Origin of the sequence: Sphaerochaeta globosa str. Buddy (assembly GCF_000190435.1) — a bacterium.
GTDB classification, from domain to species: Bacteria; Spirochaetota; Spirochaetia; order Sphaerochaetales; family Sphaerochaetaceae; genus Sphaerochaeta; species Sphaerochaeta globosa.
In genome coordinates this window covers 1,436,260-1,454,340 of the sequence record NC_015152.1, presented here as the reverse complement: position 1 = coordinate 1,454,340, position 18,081 = coordinate 1,436,260, and the positions used below count along the sequence as shown (strand labels likewise).

The following is an 18,081-nucleotide window of genomic DNA, read 5'->3' as shown; positions in this document are numbered from 1 at the left end:
CACTCCTTGAGATGGTTATTTTCGTTCCACCCTGAGTCCAAGGGTAATTTTTTTCTCCGCTCCGCTCTCCAATTGGATGGGCCAAGAAGTCATGAACAACGTATGTTGATACAGTTGTTCCTCGCCGAGGACGGTGGCAATTTCAATAGTATAGTCTTCTTTGAGTAAGGTAAAGCGGGTATCAGCAACCAATGTAAGGGAAGTACTGTTTGGTTCATCAAACATCCGGATTGATTTCACTTGCTTTAAGATAATCTCAGCTTCATCATACTGTACATTCTTCTTATTTTCGAGCTGAAGGAAGGAAATCGGACTTTTTAGGGATGCAATGGAGAGAGGTATTTCACAACCATACAAAAAGCTGACAGGATGGTCACTCAGGTTGGACAAGGTGACATCGAGCAACACAGTATTCTGTCGGAGCTTGAAATGTTTGGAAATCTCCAACTCCCCTCCGATGATATCTGATTGACCGGTACAGGCCACCGCACGGTATTCGGTATTCCTGCGATCAAGAACACAAAGGTTGTATACAGTCGAACTCATATCCAGACAGTGATGCTCCTGTACCTTCGAGTATTCATCCAATACTGCCTCAGAGGAAAGAAACACATCACTGAACAGGCGTTGTTTCTTTCCAGCGATGGAAGGATGCTGATTATTCTTGCTGCTGCCGAACCCTTGCAAAGGAGATAGACCATCCCCATAGTTATACAGTGAAGGCAGATACGTCAATTCAGCAAGACTTCCGCCTTTGGAATCAACCACACAACTCAAGTACTTGCCGATAACCAAATACTCATCAAGTTCATCATGGTCAAAATCAGTAACGACCGGATAGGAATAATCCTTCAATGATGAGAGGATGCTGTCAGCTTCGCTGATATACCGCCAGAATAACTTTCTTACTGAACTTCGAAGCATGGATGCATTTGCATCACACAAATACACCGTTCCTGTAGAGACTTTCTGAATCAATTGCTCAAGGCGCTTTCGAACATCTTTGTCTTTCTTGTAGGTGCGGGCGCACTCAACCAGCGAGGTATACCTGCCATACAGATAGGCAAAGCTTTCATCTTTCACAAACAGGTCATTGATGCAGCAAAGATTGGTTTTTATTGAATCAAAGCCATACCACCCTGCCTGTAAATACCCTTTCTTCGGAATAGCTTCCAAGGTATGCACTTCTTCGATAGTTTCAGGCCCGTAGTTCATCAGCAATCGGAACAACTCAGTCGTCTGTTCCTCATTGATGCCACCCTGCATTAGTTGGTCCAGATTGATCATTGCCATAAGAAAAGCGGGTTTCCTATCAAAAACAGACTGTATTTGGTCCAATAGATTTCCAAAACTGATTTCTTTGCGTGCATAAGTATATACAAGGGCATTGATCGCCGTACTGGTTGGAAAAATTGAAATGGACTTGCCCATCTCCTGCATGGAAAAAGGCTCGGAAAACTCTTGCTTCGGCTTATCGCAGTCGTAGGAAGAAATAACCAAGTTGTCAACACAACACAAATTCATCGTATTGATATACTGAGGATTGAATGCCTGTGCATAACAGAACAAGGTTTTTGAACGCTGACCATATCGCTTACGCAGATAGGTTGTAGTAAGTTCAATCTGGTTGGAACGGTCCTTCGGGGAGAGCAGGCTGAGAATGGTTTGGTGATAGGAGCCGGTCAAAAGCTCAACCTTGCCGCTTCTGGCAAGATCGGCAAGCAAAAGGTTAACCGGCTGTTGAGTCAACTCCAGCCACTCCAGCACCGGTATACCCAGTGAAAGTTGCAGGGATGAACCCTCTGTATGGTGCATAAGTGTAAGAAGAGGCTTGAATACAGTAGCAAGTGCCCGCTCGAATGCGGGCACTGGAACACCTTGGCTAAGTTGACTATAGGCACCTATCAGTACTTTCATCCCTTACCGCTTAATGATTATTTTGGTCGGACACGCCTGGGCAGCCTCTTCTATTTGGCCATGCGGGAGCATCTGATCAAAGGTAGAAAGGAATCGATCGACTTTGCATCCGGATTCGGGATACTTGGTTTCACAAATCTTACATCCTATACATCCAACCGTACATTGTTTTCGAACCTTTCCACCCGGCTCATGACTATTGCAGTCGATTACATATTCACTATCCTCATAGATCATCTGCATGACCCCATTCGGACAGATTGCGACGCACTTCTCACAGCTGATGCAAAGTTTTTCATCAACTATGATATACCCATCCTTATCCTTGGAGATAGCCCCAACAGGACAAACTTTTATACAACTGCCCAAATGCATGCATCCGCTCTTGCAGTTATTATCTCCTGCAAACAACAAGGACGCAGCATTACAGTCAAGAAGTCCTTCGTAGTTGTAATCCTTTACCGTAAATTCAGTGTTACCCTTGCACATGACGTGGGCAACCTTACGGCGAGTATCGCCACCGGCTTCAATCTTTGTTCCCATGATTTCAGCCATTTTGGCCACCAAGGAAGAACCACCGGGGCTGCACAAGCCAATTTCGGCTTCGCCCAAAGCAACCGCTGCCGCATACGCATTGCATCCAGCATACCCACAGACACCACAGTTGGCACCGGGCATAAGGGGTTCAAGGGCGAGTATTCTCGGATCCTTCTTGATTGCAAGTTTCTTTTCCGCATACGAGAGGCCGAATCCAAATATGCCGCCAAGGACGGCTACCACAATAATTGCAAAGAGAATATTCACAGCTCCCCCCTTATACGAGATGCAGGTTGGTGATCAAGGACTTGTCGAAGGCCATGAATGCCAAGGCCATCAAACCTGCACTGATGAAAGCAATAGGCATGCCGCGATACGCTCTGCGTACCGGTTGTAGATCAAGACGTTCACGAATATTGCTCATCAACACAATAGCAAGGGTGAATCCAAGACCTGCTGCCAGACCTGCCGTAAAGGCTTCCATCACATTATAGGAATTGGAGATGTTGATTAATGCGATACCAAGCACTGCACAGTTTGTGGTAATGAGAGGAAGATATATTCCCAGTGCCTTATACAAAGCAGGGCTGATCTTTTGTATCACCATCTCAAGCAGCTGTACCAAACTGGCGATGACTAAAATGAAGGTCAACGTCTGCAGGTACTGCAAATTGAAAGGCACCAATAAAAAGTAGTAAATAGCCCAAGTAACCACTGAGGCTACCGTGGTCACGAAGGTAACCGAAGCACCCATACCGATGGCATTCTCGCTGTTCTTGGAGACACCGATGAACGGACACAAGCCCAAGAACTGCACAAGAATGAAGTTATTGATAAAAATGAATGTGAGTAGTATTGCAATGTAGCTCATCTTACCTATCCTTCTTTCGTGAGGTGTTCCAGTCGAAGAAAGCCTTCAAGAAACCCATAAGCAATAATGCACCAGGGGCGAGTGACAGAACACGGATCGGATTGTCATAGAACCAGGGAATGTTGATAACACCACCGAAGGTTCCAACAGGAAACAAGGTAATGGTCCCTGAGCCGAACAGTTCACGAATGAGAGCGATCAAGGTAATACCCAAGGCAAACCCGATCGACATTCCCAATGCATCCAGGATGGAATCGAGAACAGTATTCCTGCTTGCAAAAGCCTCAGCCCTTCCAAGAATGATGCAGTTAACAACAATCAGGGGAAGATAGACACCAAGAGCACTGTACACTGCAGGGACAAAGGCATGCATCACCATCTCGATGATGGTAACCAAACTTGCAATGATGACAATGTAGGCAGGAATATGGATGCTTGCAGGAATCACTTTGCGTAAGGCTGAGATGAAAATATTGCTGAACAGCAGTACAAACATAACACCTGCCGACATGCCGATGGCATTTGACACCTGTGTGGATACGCCCAAGGTCGGGCACAATCCAAGAACAATGACAAACACCGGATTCTCTTTGAAAATTCCTTTGGTGAACTCTTTTACGTTAGCTTTCACTTTGCACCTCCAAGACCTTTCACATACTCACTGCCGCCACTGATCGCCTTGGCTATCGCTGTGAAGGTTACAGAAGAACCGCCGACAGCCTGGGCATCGCTATCGCTGAGCATGGTCTTGCTGGTTGGCACCGGTTTTGCGGCACCGGTTCCTTTGAATTTGTCCATATAGCCCTCATTCTCTGCCTTCTTTCCAAGACCCGGGGTCTCTCCATGGGCCAAAAGCTGAGCAAAGAGCATTTCACCTTGGGTAGTATAGGAAGCTACCAACGTCATTGCTCCACCATACCCTGCGGTTTTTAGGCCCAAGATATATCCGGCGACATTGGAATTATCTTGCAGCTCAATGGTGTAGGTTACATACGCATTATCAGAGACCTCTTTCTGGTCTCCAATTACATACCCTGCACTCACCGCTTCAAGAGCCTTGAGTCGATTATCGGCATCTATTTGGGCGATCACCGGAGAGGTAATCGAGTTGGTAAGAGCAAGAGCAAATGCACTGACCGCGCAGATGGAAAGAAGTATCAGTGCATACTTTATATTCTTTGTCATACTTTTTCCTCCTTCTGCTTCTTCCTCAACTCCTTGGTATCACCGAACTTGCGAGGAATTATATATCGGTCGATGGTGGGCGTCAGGATGTTCATCAAAAGGATGGAAACCGAGACCGCTTCAGGCATACTACCGAAATATCTGAACAGGAAGGTAAAGAAACCACACCCAAGTCCATAGACAATCTGAGCCTTGTGCGTTATCGGGCTGGTGACATAGTCGGTTGCCATAAACAAAGCACCAAGCATCAGGCCGCCGGAGAACATCGAAGGGAAGAAGGCGCCACTGAAGGCTCCTCTTGCAGCAGGAATGCCTCCAAAAATCCAAGAGAATACGCCGACACTCAACAGATAGGTTACCGGAATATGCCAGGTAATAATCTTGGTTGCCAACAGGAAAATTCCACCGATAAGCAAAGCCAAGGCACTCACCTCACCGATACAACCGGCCACGTTACCCAAGAAGGAGTCAATGCTGTATGCACTGAGCCCGGTCAGAGAGGAAAGCGACTGAGCAAAGGAGGTAACTGGATAGGAGGCAGATTGCAGCAAGGCATTTGCGTCCATGCCCAGGGTACCTGAAGCAATAGCAGTCTTTGCGAACCCCAGAGGGGTTGCCGAAGCAAGTGCATCAGGCATTGCAGAGGCAAGGGTTCTGGGAGTCACATAACTGGACATCGGTGTCGTGAAGGAAAAGAAAACAAAGACACGGCCGGCAAGAGCCGGGTTGGCCCAGTTTGCACCCAAACCTCCAAACACCCACTTTGCAACAAAGATTGCGAAGGCACTTGCCAAAAAGGGAATGAACAAAGGAACCGACGGGCTCATGTTCAAACCAACCAGCAAGCCTGTAAGGAATGCAGAGCCATCCCACAACGTCGATTCTTTGCTGACTTTTCCCAACAAGAATTCACAGAGCAAAGAACTCGCTATAGCAACCGCCAGCACGAGTGCAGAACGCAATCCGAACACATACACACCCCACAACGTGGCAGGGGCCAAGGCAAGTGAGACAATCCACATAATGGATGCGGTATCCGTCTTCGCATGTAGGTGTGGTGAAGAGGAAACCGTCAAAGTAGGTTTATTCATTTCTTCTTTCTCCCCAGTTTCTTTCCGGTCTTCATGGTATGCACAAGCGGAAGATGTGCAGGGCACACGAAGGAGCAACAACCGCACTCCTTGCAATCCATAAGACTGGTCTGCATCGCCTCTTCGTAATGACCATTGTTTATCAGGCGATACAGTTTAGCCGGCATGAGTCCAATCGGGCAGGCGGCAACACAACGACCACAGTTCAGACAGGCCGTTGTACGCACCTTTTTCTGAGGAGGTAATGCAAGCAGTCCGCTGCTTCCTTTGGTAATAGGAGTTTCCGTATCAAAGAAGGAGAATCCCATCATGGGACCACCGCTGACCAATTTCTCAGGTTCGCTCTTGAAGCCGCCGCAAAATGCGAGCAAGTCGCTTACCTTGGTCCCAACAGGGGCAAGGATATTCTTGGGGTTGGCAATACACTCACCGGTCACACTGATGACCCGTTCGTAGAGACTTTTCCCAAGGACAATTGCTTCATAGATGGCATTACAGGTTCCGATGTTCGCTACAACTGCACCGACATCAAGGGGAAGCTTGCCTGAGGGGATTTCCCGATGTATCGTAGCTTTGAGCAGCTGCTTCTCATCACCTTGGGGATATTTAATCTTCAAGCCCATGATTTCAATCGGATAACCCTTCTGCTTGATGATTTCATTCAGGTGAGCGATACAGTCAGGCTTGTTCAACTCAATGCCGATGATAACTCTCTGAGCCCCGGTAATCTTGGCACAGATCATGGCTCCCTCAAGAGCCTCTTCACCCTTCTCGAGCATGATGCGGTAGTCGGCGGTCAAATAGGGTTCGCACTCTACCCCGTTCACGACAAAGGCCTCAACCTTCTTGTCCCGGGGAACGGAGAACTTCACATGTGCCGGGAAGGTGGCTCCACCCATACCGACAATACCCAAATCCTTGATTTTCGCCAATAAATCAGCACTGCTTTGCTCCTTCCAATCAAGCTTCTCGCTTTGTTGGTCCGGTTGCTCGGCATCGGGAACTATCACAAACGCATCGCATTGGACGCTGTTGGCGAGGGTTACCCGTCTAATTTCCTTTATAACGCCGCTGACAGGTGAGTGGACATCAGAGCTGATGAACCCTGCACTTTCGCCTATCTTTTCTCCCTTGAGTACGGTATCGCCCTTGGCCTTGATGGCTTTCGCCGGTGCACCAAGGTGCTGTGACAGTGCGACGATCAACTCCGATGGCATTGGTAGTCTTTCAATCGACTGGGAACGGCTATATACCTTCTTGTCATCAGGATGCACACCACCCTTGCTGAACGTAGGTACTTTCTGCATGCATAACGCTCCTTATGTAGATGATTATCAGAACAGATTGAGAATTTTAGGTTATTCGCTGTTTCTGGTGGGTAAGACTCAATTGGGTATTCATGAATAGAGGGTAATTTGCTATGTTTAGAGCAAGGAGCAAAGCAGATGATCGATCCGCATATTCAGAAACTTTTCAGCCTCGGATTGGGCCTTGAGGAACCTTGGCGCATCACTTCACTGGAGATGGTTCCGTCCGAGAAGCAGCCAACGCTGTTGGAACTCCACATACGGATCGATTTTGAGGAAGGGTCGAGTTTCCCGTGTCCAGGCTTCGACCAGGGCTGCAAGGTCCACGACACACGGGAGAGAACCTGGAGGCATCTCAATTTCTTCCAGTATCGCTGCTACATCACGGCGAGGGTTCCCAGGATCATCACGCCCGACGGCAAGGTGAGGACCGTCCCGGTGCCCTGGGCAAGAAGCGGCAGCGGCTTCACCTTGATGATGGAGGGGGTGATACTCACCCTGGTGAAGCATATGCCGGTCAGGACGGTTGCCCGTGAGATCGGGGAGCACGACACCAAGCTGTGGCGCCTGATCGATTACCATGTGGGGGAGGCCCTCAAGGACCAGGACTTCTCGGATGTCAGTGCGATAGGGGTGGACGAGTACAGCCACAAGGGTCACAACTACATCACGGTATTCCTCTCCCATCCCGATGTCGTCACCGATGAGGCTGGAAGGCGCAGGCAGGCGGGGAAAGCGAGGGTACTCTTTGTGACGGAAGGAAAAGACAAGGATGCCGTGAAACGTTTTCTTGAGCGTTTCAAGGAGAAGGACGGAAAACCCGGGCAGGTGAAGGTTGCCACCAGCGACATGATCCACGGCTACCGCAGCGTCCTGGGGGAGAGCTTTCCCGAGGCCGTCGTCACCGTGGACAAGTTCCATGTGGTCAAGAATTGTTCGGATGCGGTGGACAATACCAGGAAACGGGAAATGCGCAGCAAGAACGCCGCAAAGACAAAGGACCTGAAAGAGACGCGGTACATCTGGCTGAAGAACCCCGACAACCTCACCGACAGGCAGCGGGAGCGGCTCGGCCAACTGCTCCAGGTCGAATATCTGGATACGGTCCAGGCCTACAGCTGCCGTCTTGAGCTGCAGGATTTCTATGAGACCCACAAGGCCTATGACGAGGACATGGTGTCTGACTTTGAGCGGCTGGCCATCAGATTCGCCAACTCGGCGGTCATGGAAATCCGCAAGTTTGCACAGTGCCTGACCAGGAATGCGGTGGAGATTCTCAACTACTTCCAGACCCTGAGGACCAATGCAATCCTGGAGGGGTTCAACTCGAAGATAAGCATCATCAAGAGCCGTGCGAGAGGCTTCAGGAACATGAGGAACTTCATGAATATGATCTACTTCGTCTGTGGAGAATTGTCCCTTCCCCTGCAGCCAATCATGTAGAGCTACCCACTATAAACAGCGAAAGGCCGAATTTTAGCAAATACAGTTCTATTGTACAAGAATTTCGGTATAATGAAAACCATGAATCGAGTTTTTAAGTATGCCTTCTGGAAACTGAAGGGAATTAAGGTATATGCGCTGGTCGGAAAGAGCGGAACCGGCAAAAGCTTTCGTTCCAAGCTGGTTGCCCAGAAATATCATATAGACATAATCATAGATGACGGTCTTCTTATACGAGGGGATCGTATTCTTGCGGGTAAATCAGCCAAACGTGAGGAAAACGTCCTTTCTGCGGTGCGAACGGCTGTTTTCGATGATTTGGATCATCAGAAACAAGTCAGGGAAGCATTAACTAAAGAGAAATACCACAAGATATTAATCATCGGAACCAGTGAGAAGATGGTGTATAAAATTGCTTCTCGTCTCAACCTCCCCCAACCGGAGAAACTATTTCGAATTGAAGATATTGCCACCAAGGAACAGATTGAGACAGCGATGCGTATCCGCTACTCGGAAGGCAAGCACGTCATTCCTGTCCCTTCCATTGAGATTACCCGGAATTATCCTCAAATAGTCTACGATTCCATGCGGGTATTTCTCAATAAGAAAGGAAACAGGGTTCCCTTCAAGCGGAGAAATGTCAGCTTTGAGAAAACCATTGTACGTCCTGAATTTTCAAAATACAGTAAAGTGACGGTCAGCGAAGCGGCCCTGACGCAAATGGTTGCCCATTGTCTGGATGAGTTTGATTCCCAAATCAAGGTAAAGCGGGTACAGGTTCAGATCAAAGCTGAAGGCTATGCACTTACGGTCAAACTCAGAGTCCCCATGCAACACCAAATCTCGACTACACTGGGAGAACTACAGGAATATATCGCCGACAGCTTAGAGAAGTACGGCAGTATTTTTGTCTCCAGTGTCAATATCGAAATCGAGGAATGGGGTTAAAGATCATGCACCTCGGCACTGGTCTGAGCAACGCTCTGTTCATTCAGTGCTTGAGAATTCGCTGAAGATCCCGTGCTCTTCTTGGGCCCCCGGTTTCTGGTTCTCCGTTTCTTTGCACCTTCAGCCGATACTTCAGGCCTTGCTTTACGCTGGGCGGTAGCAAGAGGAGGTCTGCGACCAGGAATCCGATTGGCGGGACGCTGTACTCGGACACAGTTTCTGGGAGTCTTGAATCCACGCTCGCACAACAGGCGTTCGCTCGCCAGTTCAATGTCATAATTGGAAGGCGTCATGGGGCTGATGAGCACCTTGATCTGCCTGAAGGTCTCTTTGAAACGCTGGTCGATGGTCAAAGCTTCATCGGTGAAGACAATCAAGGGATCCACTAAAGCCTTGAGCATATCAGCCAACAACACCTCACTCCCCTTTCCCTGCTTGGCAAGCAGTACTTGCTTGTCAAGTTCCTTGAGGCTTGATTGGACCTGGGGATAACTGCTGTAGATGGAGAAGGCAGGCAGCATAAAGACGAGAAGCTTATACCGTTTCAGCTCATTGAAGATTTCGCAACTGTGACCGCTTGCCAAAATCTTGTTCACTTCCTCAGTTAACCGACTGGTCGATACACGTGACAATTCGTTGGAATACTTGCGGATGGCCATTTTTACGCTCCAACGCAGCGAGAACCCGGTGGAAACGGAATATTTGATAGCCCGCACCATTCGTACCGGGTCCTCCTTGAAGGACTCGTCCAAGTCTATGATGGAACTGATCTTCTTTTTCTTGAAATCCTCCATGGCATGGTTGAAATCAAGCAATTGTCCGGTGGAAGGGTCATAATAAAAACTGTTGATGGAGAAATCTCGGCGCTTTGCATCCTGATCGATGGAACCAAACACATTGTTGTTCCCATCCATCGCTTCCTCTCCGCTACGGAAGGTTGAGACCTCCAGGACTTTGTCCTTGAACACGAGGTGCACCAGCTTGAAGCGCTTTCCTATGATTCTGGCATTCCAGAATAATCTCTGGATTTGGCGCGGAGATGCACTGGTGGCAATATCGAAATCCTTGGGGATGGTTCCCAACATCATATCCCGAACGGCGCCCCCTACCAGGTAGGCTTCAGCACCGCTGGCTTGCAGCTTCTTAATTGCCCATAAAGCGTCCTTGTCAAGCAAGTGGGCCGGAATCTTATGTTCCGATTGGGTGTAGATGTTGGCAACAGGCAGGGTCTTTCCTAGTTCGTCTTGTTTGTATCGTATCAGCATATCGCTCTCAAATGAAGTTGTATGGTGTGGAAAGAACCGCGTATTGCAGTGAACAAGCGATTCGTTATACACTCTTTGTACACCATCCACTCTAAAAACACAACAGGAGCATGAATCAATGAGTGACAAAACAAAGGCAAGAAGCATCATAGAACCTAGAGTTCTCAAAGGGTTCCGCGACTTTTTGCCGGCCATGGAAATCCCCAAGAAAGCAATCATCAGCAAATTGGAAACCCACTTTTCCTCCTATGGTTTTGTCCCTATCGATACTCCCGTCCTTGAATACACAGAGGTGCTCCTTGGCAAAGGTGGTGGAGAGACCGATAAACAGATTTTTCATTTCAAGGATAATGGAGAGCGCGAGGTTGCCCTTCGCTTTGACCTTACCGTCCCCTTCGCCCGCTTTCTCGCCCAACATCAGAGTGAGCTTGCCCTCCCCTTCAAGCGTTTTCATATAGATAAGGTTTGGCGTGGAGAGAACCCACAGAAAGGAAGGTTCCGGGAGTTTACGCAGTGCGACTTTGACATTGTCGGTGTCGATAATGCCGAGGCTGATTTCGAAATACTCTCTATGATGAATAGCTCCTTCTCTGTCATTGGTATCGAGGATTATCAGTTCTGCATCGCGCACCGGGGCCTATTCAATGCATTTTTGTCCCACCTCGGGGTTTTGGACAAAAGTACGGAAATACTCAGAACGGTGGATAAGCTCAGAAAAATCGGAAAACAAGAGGTAGCTTCCCAACTTGCTGAAATAACCACGAGCAGCGAAAAAGCTGAACAAATCCTCAGCTATATCCACAAGGAAGATGAGAACGAGAGTTTCCTTACCACACTCAACCGGCTGAGCGTGCTTGCAGGTAATGAAGAAGTTCACACCAAACGGATGCAAACCATTTACTACTATCTGAAAAATGCGGGAATTGAAAGCCACTTTGTTTTCGACCCTTCCATAACTCGCGGACTCGACTACTATACGGGTATTGTCTATGAGACCTTCCTTACTGATTTACCCAATTTCGGATCGGTCTGCAGCGGAGGACGATACAATGACTTGGCAAGCCTCTACACCAAGGAGAACTTACCTGGAGTTGGATCCTCCATTGGACTGGACCGTTTGCTTGCCGCCCTTGAAGAGCTCAAGAGTCCCATCGTAGCGTCCACCAGCTCTGCCGATGTCGCCATTCTTAACACAGATATGACATCGTTCGCTTACTATGACACCATCGCGAGAGCACTGAGGAAAACCGGTTTGAGAGTCTGTGTCTATCTCGCAGACAAAAAGTTGGCAGCCCAGTACAAGTGGGCGGAAAACAATGCCATCACCTATGCCATTCTTGCAAGCAAGGAAGAGGAAGAAGAAAATCGGTTCACCCTGAAAAACCTGGGGAGCCGGGAAAACTATCCTTCTTTGACACTAGAAGAGGCCCTATCCATACTACAAAGGAATTAATTTGAAAGACATGAAACATTTGCCGGTGTATCTACATCGACAGGAAATTCTTGATGGACTTGCAAAAAACCAAGTCATCATTGTCGAAAGTCCCACCGGAAGCGGAAAGACTACACAAATCCCCCTGATCCTCCACGAGGCTGGGTACGCGGACCAATTACAGGTTGGTATCACCCAACCCAGACGCATTGCGACGCTCAGCGTCAGTGAGTTCATCAAAAACCAGGTGGGCAAGGACGACAGTTTCGTCGGCTACAAAATGCGTTTTGAAGATACGACCACTCCCAATACCCGCATCAAGGTCATGACCGACGGCATTCTGCTCATGGAGTTGAAAGCCGACCCATTGCTTCGCTCCTACTCAGTCATTCTGGTCGATGAGGCACATGAACGCTCGCTGAACATTGATTTCATCCTGGGACTTCTGAAGGAAGTCATGGTGCAACGACATGACTTCAAGGTCATCATCTCCAGCGCCACGATAAATACCAAAATTTTCAGTGAGTTCTTCGACAATGCACCGATTGTCAGTATCGATGCCCGCATCTATCCCGTCCAAGTCATCTATAAGCCGTTGGAGCGGGAAACGCTCGACTATCAGATACAAGCCATTACCTCGATTGTCATGTCAGAGGCAAAACGCCGTTCCGGTGATCTCTTGGTTTTCATGAGCGGGGAATTTGACATCACCACGTGCGTCAACGCCTTGTATATGGCTGACACTGACCACCAGCTGGAAATCTACCCGCTCTTCGGACGGTTGAGCAAGGAGGAGCAGGAGTCTGTTTTCAATGAAACAGGCGTCGGCAAAACCAAGGTCGTCGTTGCAACAAACATAGCCGAGACGTCGGTAACCATCGACGGCATTTCCACGGTCATCGATTGCGGCATAGCAAAAATCAACTTCTACAACCAAAAGGATTTCACCTCTTCGCTTGTACCGTTGCCCACCAGCCGTTCCAGTTGTGAACAACGCAAGGGACGGGCGGGACGAACGAGTCCGGGAGTATGTTACCGCCTCTACGGTGAGGAAGACTATCAGAGCCGTTTGCCCTACGGAACCGAGGAGATACTGAGAACCGATCTGAGCGAAGTCGTATTGAGGATGAGTGATCTTTCCATCTATGACTATGAGCACTTTCCTTTCATCACCCGCCCCAAGCACAGTGCGATTACCAGTGCCGAGGATACACTGCGTTTCATCGGTGCAATCGATGAATACCGCAGGCTCACCTCCATCGGGTCCCTGATGTGTCGATTCCCCTTGCTTCCCCGTCATTCACGGGTGATAGTCGAGGCGATGATGAACCACCCCGATGTATTGGAGGAAGTGTTGATTGCTGTCTCCTTCCTTTCCACCAAAAATCCGTTTTTGATGATCCCCGGGGAGGAGGAACTCAGCCGAGCAGCCCACAAGCGCTTCAATACCTCCGAATATGGGGATTTTGTCTCCTACCTCAACCTCTATCGCCAGTATACGGCAAATGTCGGCAAGGAAGCCAAACAGAAGTTCTGCAAGCGTAACTATCTCGATTTCCAGGGAATGCAGGAGATCGTCCACGTCAATGAACAGTTGGGTGAGATTTGCACTGACATCGGCTTCCCGATTTCCAGCGGGGGTACGGTTCGCGAATACCTGTGCTGCATCGCCAGCGGTCTCATGCAGTATGTCTGCATCAAGGCGAAAGGCAATATGTACAAGAGCTTGACAGCCGACCAGGTATTCATACACCCCGGAAGTGCCTATTTTAAAACCCTTCCCCAATTCATTATTGCGGGGGAGATCGTGCAAACAAGCCGTCTCTATGCCCGCAGTGTCAGTCCGTTGGAGAAAGCTTGGCTTGATGATATCTCAGTGGAGCTCTATCCCAGGCTTTCGGCCCTTGCCAAGGGAGAAAAACCTTCAAAGAAGGAAGAACGGGAGGAGAAAAAGGGACGCGTCGAGGAGAAGGGAAAGGCAACCATCACCATTTACAAGCGGACCTACCCTACTCTGGTCATGGGAAAGAAAAAGCAGAAGCTGGTGGCCATCATTCCTCTCGAGGATCTCGGCTATCTAGTCCAGGCAAACGAGAAAGCTCCGAAGCGGCCAAAGAATTTCCCCGCAGCCCTCATGCACAACGGATTCTACATCCATTACGGCGACAAGTTCTTCTCAATTCTGGAATTGTACGGAAAACTGAAGATCGAGCAAGGCATTCTGGACAATCCCCCATCGGGTATCTATACCCTTGAGGACGCAGATATCTTAGTGGACAATTTGATGTGGCTGCTCGCTTTCACGAAGAACAAGAAGGACCGTAACCACTTGAATTTTGTTGCTTTGGAAGAGAGCGGAAATGGCAATTATCGTTTTACGGGAGTCGAAGACTGTTTTGATGCCTTGGACACTTCATTGTTCACGTTGCTGCAACTCGCCGAAAGCTTGGATGGAGCTGGACAGAAGCAGCTGGCCAAGCGTGTTGACAAGGTGTATGGAGCATTGCTGAAGCTGGTCGAATAACCTAGAAGATCGGCTTTGCTATTACGAGATGCTGGATCAACGGCATTTCAAGCGGACGGAGCACGCCTTTTCCCTGCCCTTCCAGGAGGACAAAAAGGACCTTGCCGTCCGCTTTTTTCTTGTCCTTGAGCAGGTGGTCACGGAATTCAATCCAATCGCCGCGGCCGATACGGTGATCGATATCGTAGCCATAGCTCTTAAAAAGTTTTGCAGCACCTGTTGCATAAGCTTTTTCGGTTACCTGCAAGGCAAGGCCTGCTTCCAAAGCCCGGCAAGAGCCCCATGCAACGGCAGCGCCATGGCTCCAACTACCGAAGTGGGAGGAAGACTCCAGGGCATGGGCAAAGGTATGTCCAAGATTGAGTATCTGCCTGATGCCTTTGGTTTCGGTTGGGTCCTGCTCGATATACCACTTCTTTACATCCAAGGAAAGCTCAACCAAGGTTGCAAGGGTTTTAGGATCGCGACTGAGTATTTCGTTCTTTTTCACCAGGAGGAGTTTATACAGCTCCTCATTCTGACTGAGCAGGGCGTGCTTGATAACCTCGGCAAGACCGTTGAGAAACTCCTTGTCGCTGAGCGTTCTCAGTGTATCGATGCATACCAGCACCTCGCTGGCTGGGTAGAACGAGCCGACCATGTTTTTCATTCCCCGAAAATCTACCGCTGTTTTCCCCCCTACTGCGGCATCGACCATCGCAAGCAACGTGGTGGGAACAAGGGTGAGCCGGCAACCACGCATATACACAGAAGCAGCAAAGGCGGAGAGGTCGCAGACCACACCACCGCCGAAACCAATGATGCGACCGTCACGTGCCAATCCTTCATCCAGGGAGGTGGACAGGATTCGCTCAAGCGAAGCGAGATTCTTGGAACTCTCCCCACTCTCCAGAACGACATGGGCCGGGGGCAGCTGCTTGAATAATTTGGCCGTATTGGTATCAAAAACCCACATGACCGAACGACCATAACTTCCGAGGTGAGTTGATAAATCCTTCAAATCGTCAGCAAGCAGAATATCCGTTGTTTTACCTTGGTCGAGGGTAGTGGTTGTTAATATCTTCATAGCCTTGTTATACCCTACGGCAGGGGTGCAAGACAAGAACCAACACGTAGGCCGTGCTTGCAAAAATCCTTGCATTGTCGCACAATGTGGGCCATGCACGAGATACGTTATTTTGATAATGCAGCCACCACTGCAATAAGTGAATCCTCACTTGGCGCATATACGAAGGTGGTACAACACTATAGAGGCAATCCATCATCCCTCCATCGGGAAGGAAGAGAAGCAAAAGCCTTACTCGAGGAGATTCGACAGGACATCGCCTCACAGCTGGGTGTCGGAGCAGAAACCTTGACATTCACCGGTGGGGCGACCGAAGCCAATGCAATCATCCTGAACAGCCTTATTTGGAAGGAACGCAAAGGCCAAGTCATCCTCAGCGGCATTGAGCACCCCTCGGTCTCCGAATATGCACGATTGCTGAAGCAGTTGGGTTGGAAGATAGTCATACTTCCAGCGCCTAAGGGATTCGTCCAAAAAGAGGATTTGCTAAAAGCCCTGACAGCGGATACACGACTTGTCAGTGTCATGCTGGTCAATAATGTCGTTGGTTCAGTACAGGATATTGCAACTTTGGTCGAGGTGGTTCGTTCTTTCGAAAAAGAGCACAACAACCGCAAGATTCACTTCCATACCGATGCAACCCAAGCTTTGGGAAAAATCGGGTTCGACCTTCGCTCCCTTGGGGTGGACAGTGCATCCTTCAGTGCCCATAAACTGCATGGACCACGGGGTGTAGGGTTGCTCTACAACACCAATGCCGGCATCGAAAGCCTTTCACGCGGAGGGGACCAGGAGAAAGGGCTGAGGGCGGGTACCGAAAATCTCGGGGGAATTGCAGCGATGCATCAGGCTATCAAGGATGCGTATCTGCATCTGCAGAGCAATTATGATCAGGTGATGAGCCTGAATGCATATCTACGCGAGCATCTGGCCTTTTTACCCATTCTTTCACCGCAGAAGGATTGTTCGCCTTATATCCTGAACGTGGCCCATCCTTCACTCCCTAGCGAAGTATTCACCCGAATGCTGTTCGACCAAGGTTTCTGTGTCTCCAGTGGATCGGCGTGTTCCAACAACGCCAAGCAGAAGTCGCAGGGAGTATTGTCCTCGATGTTGTTCTCACCCCAGCTTGCAAAGAACAGCATCCGCATATCACTATCCAAGGAAACCACCCTGCTAGAGGTCCAAGCCTTGGTTGGAGCAATTACACAACTTTACCGGGAGAACGCATGAACGACGCTACATTGTATTTAGTTAGATTGGGAGAAATCTCCCTCAAAGGTTTGAACCGTGATTTTTTTGAAAAGCGGCTTAAGATCAATATCAAGAACAAGCTCAAGGGATACCGCACCCAAGTCTCCAAGCAGAAAGGCCGAATTTTCTTTGAAATAGAGAACAGCTGCCCAAAGGAAACGGTAGAAAGGGCGTTCAGTACCACGTTCGGAGTGGTGGGGTATTCGAGGTGTCTTCGCTGCGCCAAGGATATTGAAATCATCAAAGAGACTGCCCGTCTTCTGATGGAGGACGAACCCTTCAGCAAGGGTGTCGGCACCTTCAAGTCCATTACCAAACGGGCTGACAAGAATTTTGCACTAAACAGCTACCAAATTGACTGCATACTTGGTGAGGTGGTCCACAGCGTTCATCCAAACCTTACCGTCGATGTAAAGAATCCGGACATGACGATCAATTGCGAGATCAGGGACAAGGCTTACCTCTTCACCTCTGCAAAAAGCGGACCGGGGGGACTTCCCGTCACCACTGCCGGCAAGGGCATGCTTCTGCTTTCAGGAGGCATCGACAGTCCTGTTGCAGCCTATCGCATGGCCCAGAGGGGACTGAAAATGGAGTGCATCTATTTCCACGCCTATCCGTACACCAGCGACCAAGCCTTGGAAAAGGTGAAGACACTGGCATCGATCATAGCCCCCTACCTTCAGGGGACGAGGTTGCATGTGGTTCCCTTCACCGAGGCCCAATTGTGGATAAAGCAGCATAGCCAGGAAGATGAGACTACCTTGATGTTCCGCGCCTCCATGATGAAGGTAGCCAATGCAATTTCGTTGCAGCAGGAAGGTAATTGCATCGTTACCGGAGAAGCCCTCAGTCAGGTAGCCAGCCAAACACTGGAGAGCATGTCCTTTACCGATAGTATGAGTGATCAATTGGTCCTCAGACCTTTGGTGGGTATGAACAAGCAGGAAATCATGGACCTTGCCAAGCGCATCGGGACCTACGAAACTTCCATTCTCCCCTATGAGGATTGCTGTGTAATTTTCAGCCCCAAGCACCCGTTGGTCCGTCCGAACAAACAGATAGTGACTGAGCACTACGTGACGATGGGCATTGAGCCGTTGCTTCAACAGGCAATTGCCGATACACAGGTTTTTGACTTTGGACCTGATGGTCAGTTGCGTATTCAGACATAATCACTGACAGTGTCCAAATACAGTGTTAGTTCACTGTACCATTTTCCTAAAATTACGTATGGTTTG

Annotated in this window: 15 protein-coding genes; 6 read left to right on the top strand and 9 right to left on the bottom strand. The window is 49.1% G+C overall.

Features of this window, described 5'->3' with window-relative positions:
- Positions 1-15: 15 nt before the first annotated feature.
- The 7 genes from SPIBUDDY_RS06830 to rsxC form a co-directional block, all read right to left on the bottom strand.
- Positions 16-1,815, bottom strand: coding sequence for an alpha-amylase/4-alpha-glucanotransferase domain-containing protein (locus SPIBUDDY_RS06830; RefSeq protein ID WP_245523819.1), 1,800 nt, complete (start codon positions 1,813-1,815; stop codon positions 16-18).
- A 105-nt stretch (positions 1,816-1,920) separates the two neighbouring features.
- On the bottom strand, positions 1,921-2,721 hold the full coding sequence (locus tag SPIBUDDY_RS06825; protein WP_013607014.1) for an RnfABCDGE type electron transport complex subunit B: 801 nt from the start codon (positions 2,719-2,721) through the stop codon (positions 1,921-1,923).
- A 10-nt stretch (positions 2,722-2,731) separates the two neighbouring features.
- Positions 2,732-3,325: an electron transport complex subunit RsxA gene (gene rsxA / locus SPIBUDDY_RS06820; protein WP_013607013.1), complete on the bottom strand. Its 594-nt coding sequence runs from the start codon at positions 3,323-3,325 to the stop codon at positions 2,732-2,734.
- A 1-nt stretch (position 3,326) separates the two neighbouring features.
- Positions 3,327-3,956 (bottom strand): electron transport complex subunit RsxE, encoded by a 630-nt coding sequence (rsxE, locus tag SPIBUDDY_RS06815; protein WP_013607012.1) that lies wholly within the window; start codon positions 3,954-3,956, stop codon positions 3,327-3,329.
- Positions 3,953-4,510 (bottom strand): RnfABCDGE type electron transport complex subunit G, encoded by a 558-nt coding sequence (locus tag SPIBUDDY_RS06810; RefSeq protein WP_013607011.1) that lies wholly within the window; start codon positions 4,508-4,510, stop codon positions 3,953-3,955. The genes rsxE and SPIBUDDY_RS06810 overlap by 4 nt, the downstream gene beginning before the upstream one ends.
- Positions 4,507-5,601: an RnfABCDGE type electron transport complex subunit D gene (locus SPIBUDDY_RS06805; RefSeq protein ID WP_013607010.1), complete on the bottom strand. Its 1,095-nt coding sequence runs from the start codon at positions 5,599-5,601 to the stop codon at positions 4,507-4,509. The genes SPIBUDDY_RS06810 and SPIBUDDY_RS06805 overlap by 4 nt, the downstream gene beginning before the upstream one ends.
- Positions 5,598-6,908, bottom strand: a complete 1,311-nt coding sequence (rsxC, locus tag SPIBUDDY_RS06800; RefSeq protein ID WP_013607009.1) for an electron transport complex subunit RsxC — start codon at positions 6,906-6,908, stop codon at positions 5,598-5,600. Before rsxC ends, SPIBUDDY_RS06805 begins: the two co-directional genes overlap by 4 nt.
- A gap of 138 nt (positions 6,909-7,046) precedes the next feature.
- Between rsxC and SPIBUDDY_RS06795 the strand changes: the two genes are divergently transcribed.
- Positions 7,047-8,351: an ISL3 family transposase gene (locus SPIBUDDY_RS06795; RefSeq protein WP_013605953.1), complete on the top strand. Its 1,305-nt coding sequence runs from the start codon at positions 7,047-7,049 to the stop codon at positions 8,349-8,351.
- A gap of 72 nt (positions 8,352-8,423) precedes the next feature.
- Positions 8,424-9,299, top strand: a complete 876-nt coding sequence (locus tag SPIBUDDY_RS06790) for a peptide ABC transporter ATPase (protein ID WP_013607008.1) — start codon at positions 8,424-8,426, stop codon at positions 9,297-9,299.
- Here SPIBUDDY_RS06790 and SPIBUDDY_RS06785 read toward each other — a convergent pair.
- Positions 9,296-10,564: a tRNA nucleotidyltransferase/poly(A) polymerase-related protein gene (locus tag SPIBUDDY_RS06785; protein WP_013607007.1), complete on the bottom strand. Its 1,269-nt coding sequence runs from the start codon at positions 10,562-10,564 to the stop codon at positions 9,296-9,298. The genes SPIBUDDY_RS06790 and SPIBUDDY_RS06785 overlap by 4 nt on opposite strands.
- Before the next feature lie 118 nt (positions 10,565-10,682).
- On the opposite strand from SPIBUDDY_RS06785, the gene hisS reads away from it, so the two are divergent.
- Complete coding sequence (gene hisS, locus SPIBUDDY_RS06780) at positions 10,683-12,017, top strand: histidine--tRNA ligase (RefSeq protein ID WP_013607006.1); 1,335 nt, start codon at positions 10,683-10,685, stop codon at positions 12,015-12,017.
- Positions 12,018-12,027: 10 nt separating this feature from the next.
- The gene (locus tag SPIBUDDY_RS06775; protein WP_013607005.1) at positions 12,028-14,520 is read left to right on the top strand and encodes a helicase-related protein; all 2,493 of its coding nucleotides are present in this window, start codon (positions 12,028-12,030) and stop codon (positions 14,518-14,520) included.
- 1 nt (position 14,521) lies between these two features.
- Here the strand turns inward: SPIBUDDY_RS06775 and SPIBUDDY_RS06770 are convergent, their stop codons facing one another.
- On the bottom strand, positions 14,522-15,586 hold the full coding sequence (locus SPIBUDDY_RS06770) for a 3-dehydroquinate synthase (protein WP_041380627.1): 1,065 nt from the start codon (positions 15,584-15,586) through the stop codon (positions 14,522-14,524).
- A gap of 93 nt (positions 15,587-15,679) precedes the next feature.
- On the opposite strand from SPIBUDDY_RS06770, the gene SPIBUDDY_RS06765 reads away from it, so the two are divergent.
- A complete protein-coding gene (locus SPIBUDDY_RS06765; RefSeq protein ID WP_155816073.1) occupies positions 15,680-16,819 on the top strand; it encodes a cysteine desulfurase family protein in 1,140 nt (379 codons plus the stop codon).
- Positions 16,816-18,015, top strand: a complete 1,200-nt coding sequence (thiI, locus tag SPIBUDDY_RS06760) for a tRNA uracil 4-sulfurtransferase ThiI (protein ID WP_013607002.1) — start codon at positions 16,816-16,818, stop codon at positions 18,013-18,015. Before SPIBUDDY_RS06765 ends, thiI begins: the two co-directional genes overlap by 4 nt.
- Positions 18,016-18,081: the final 66 nt, after the last annotated feature.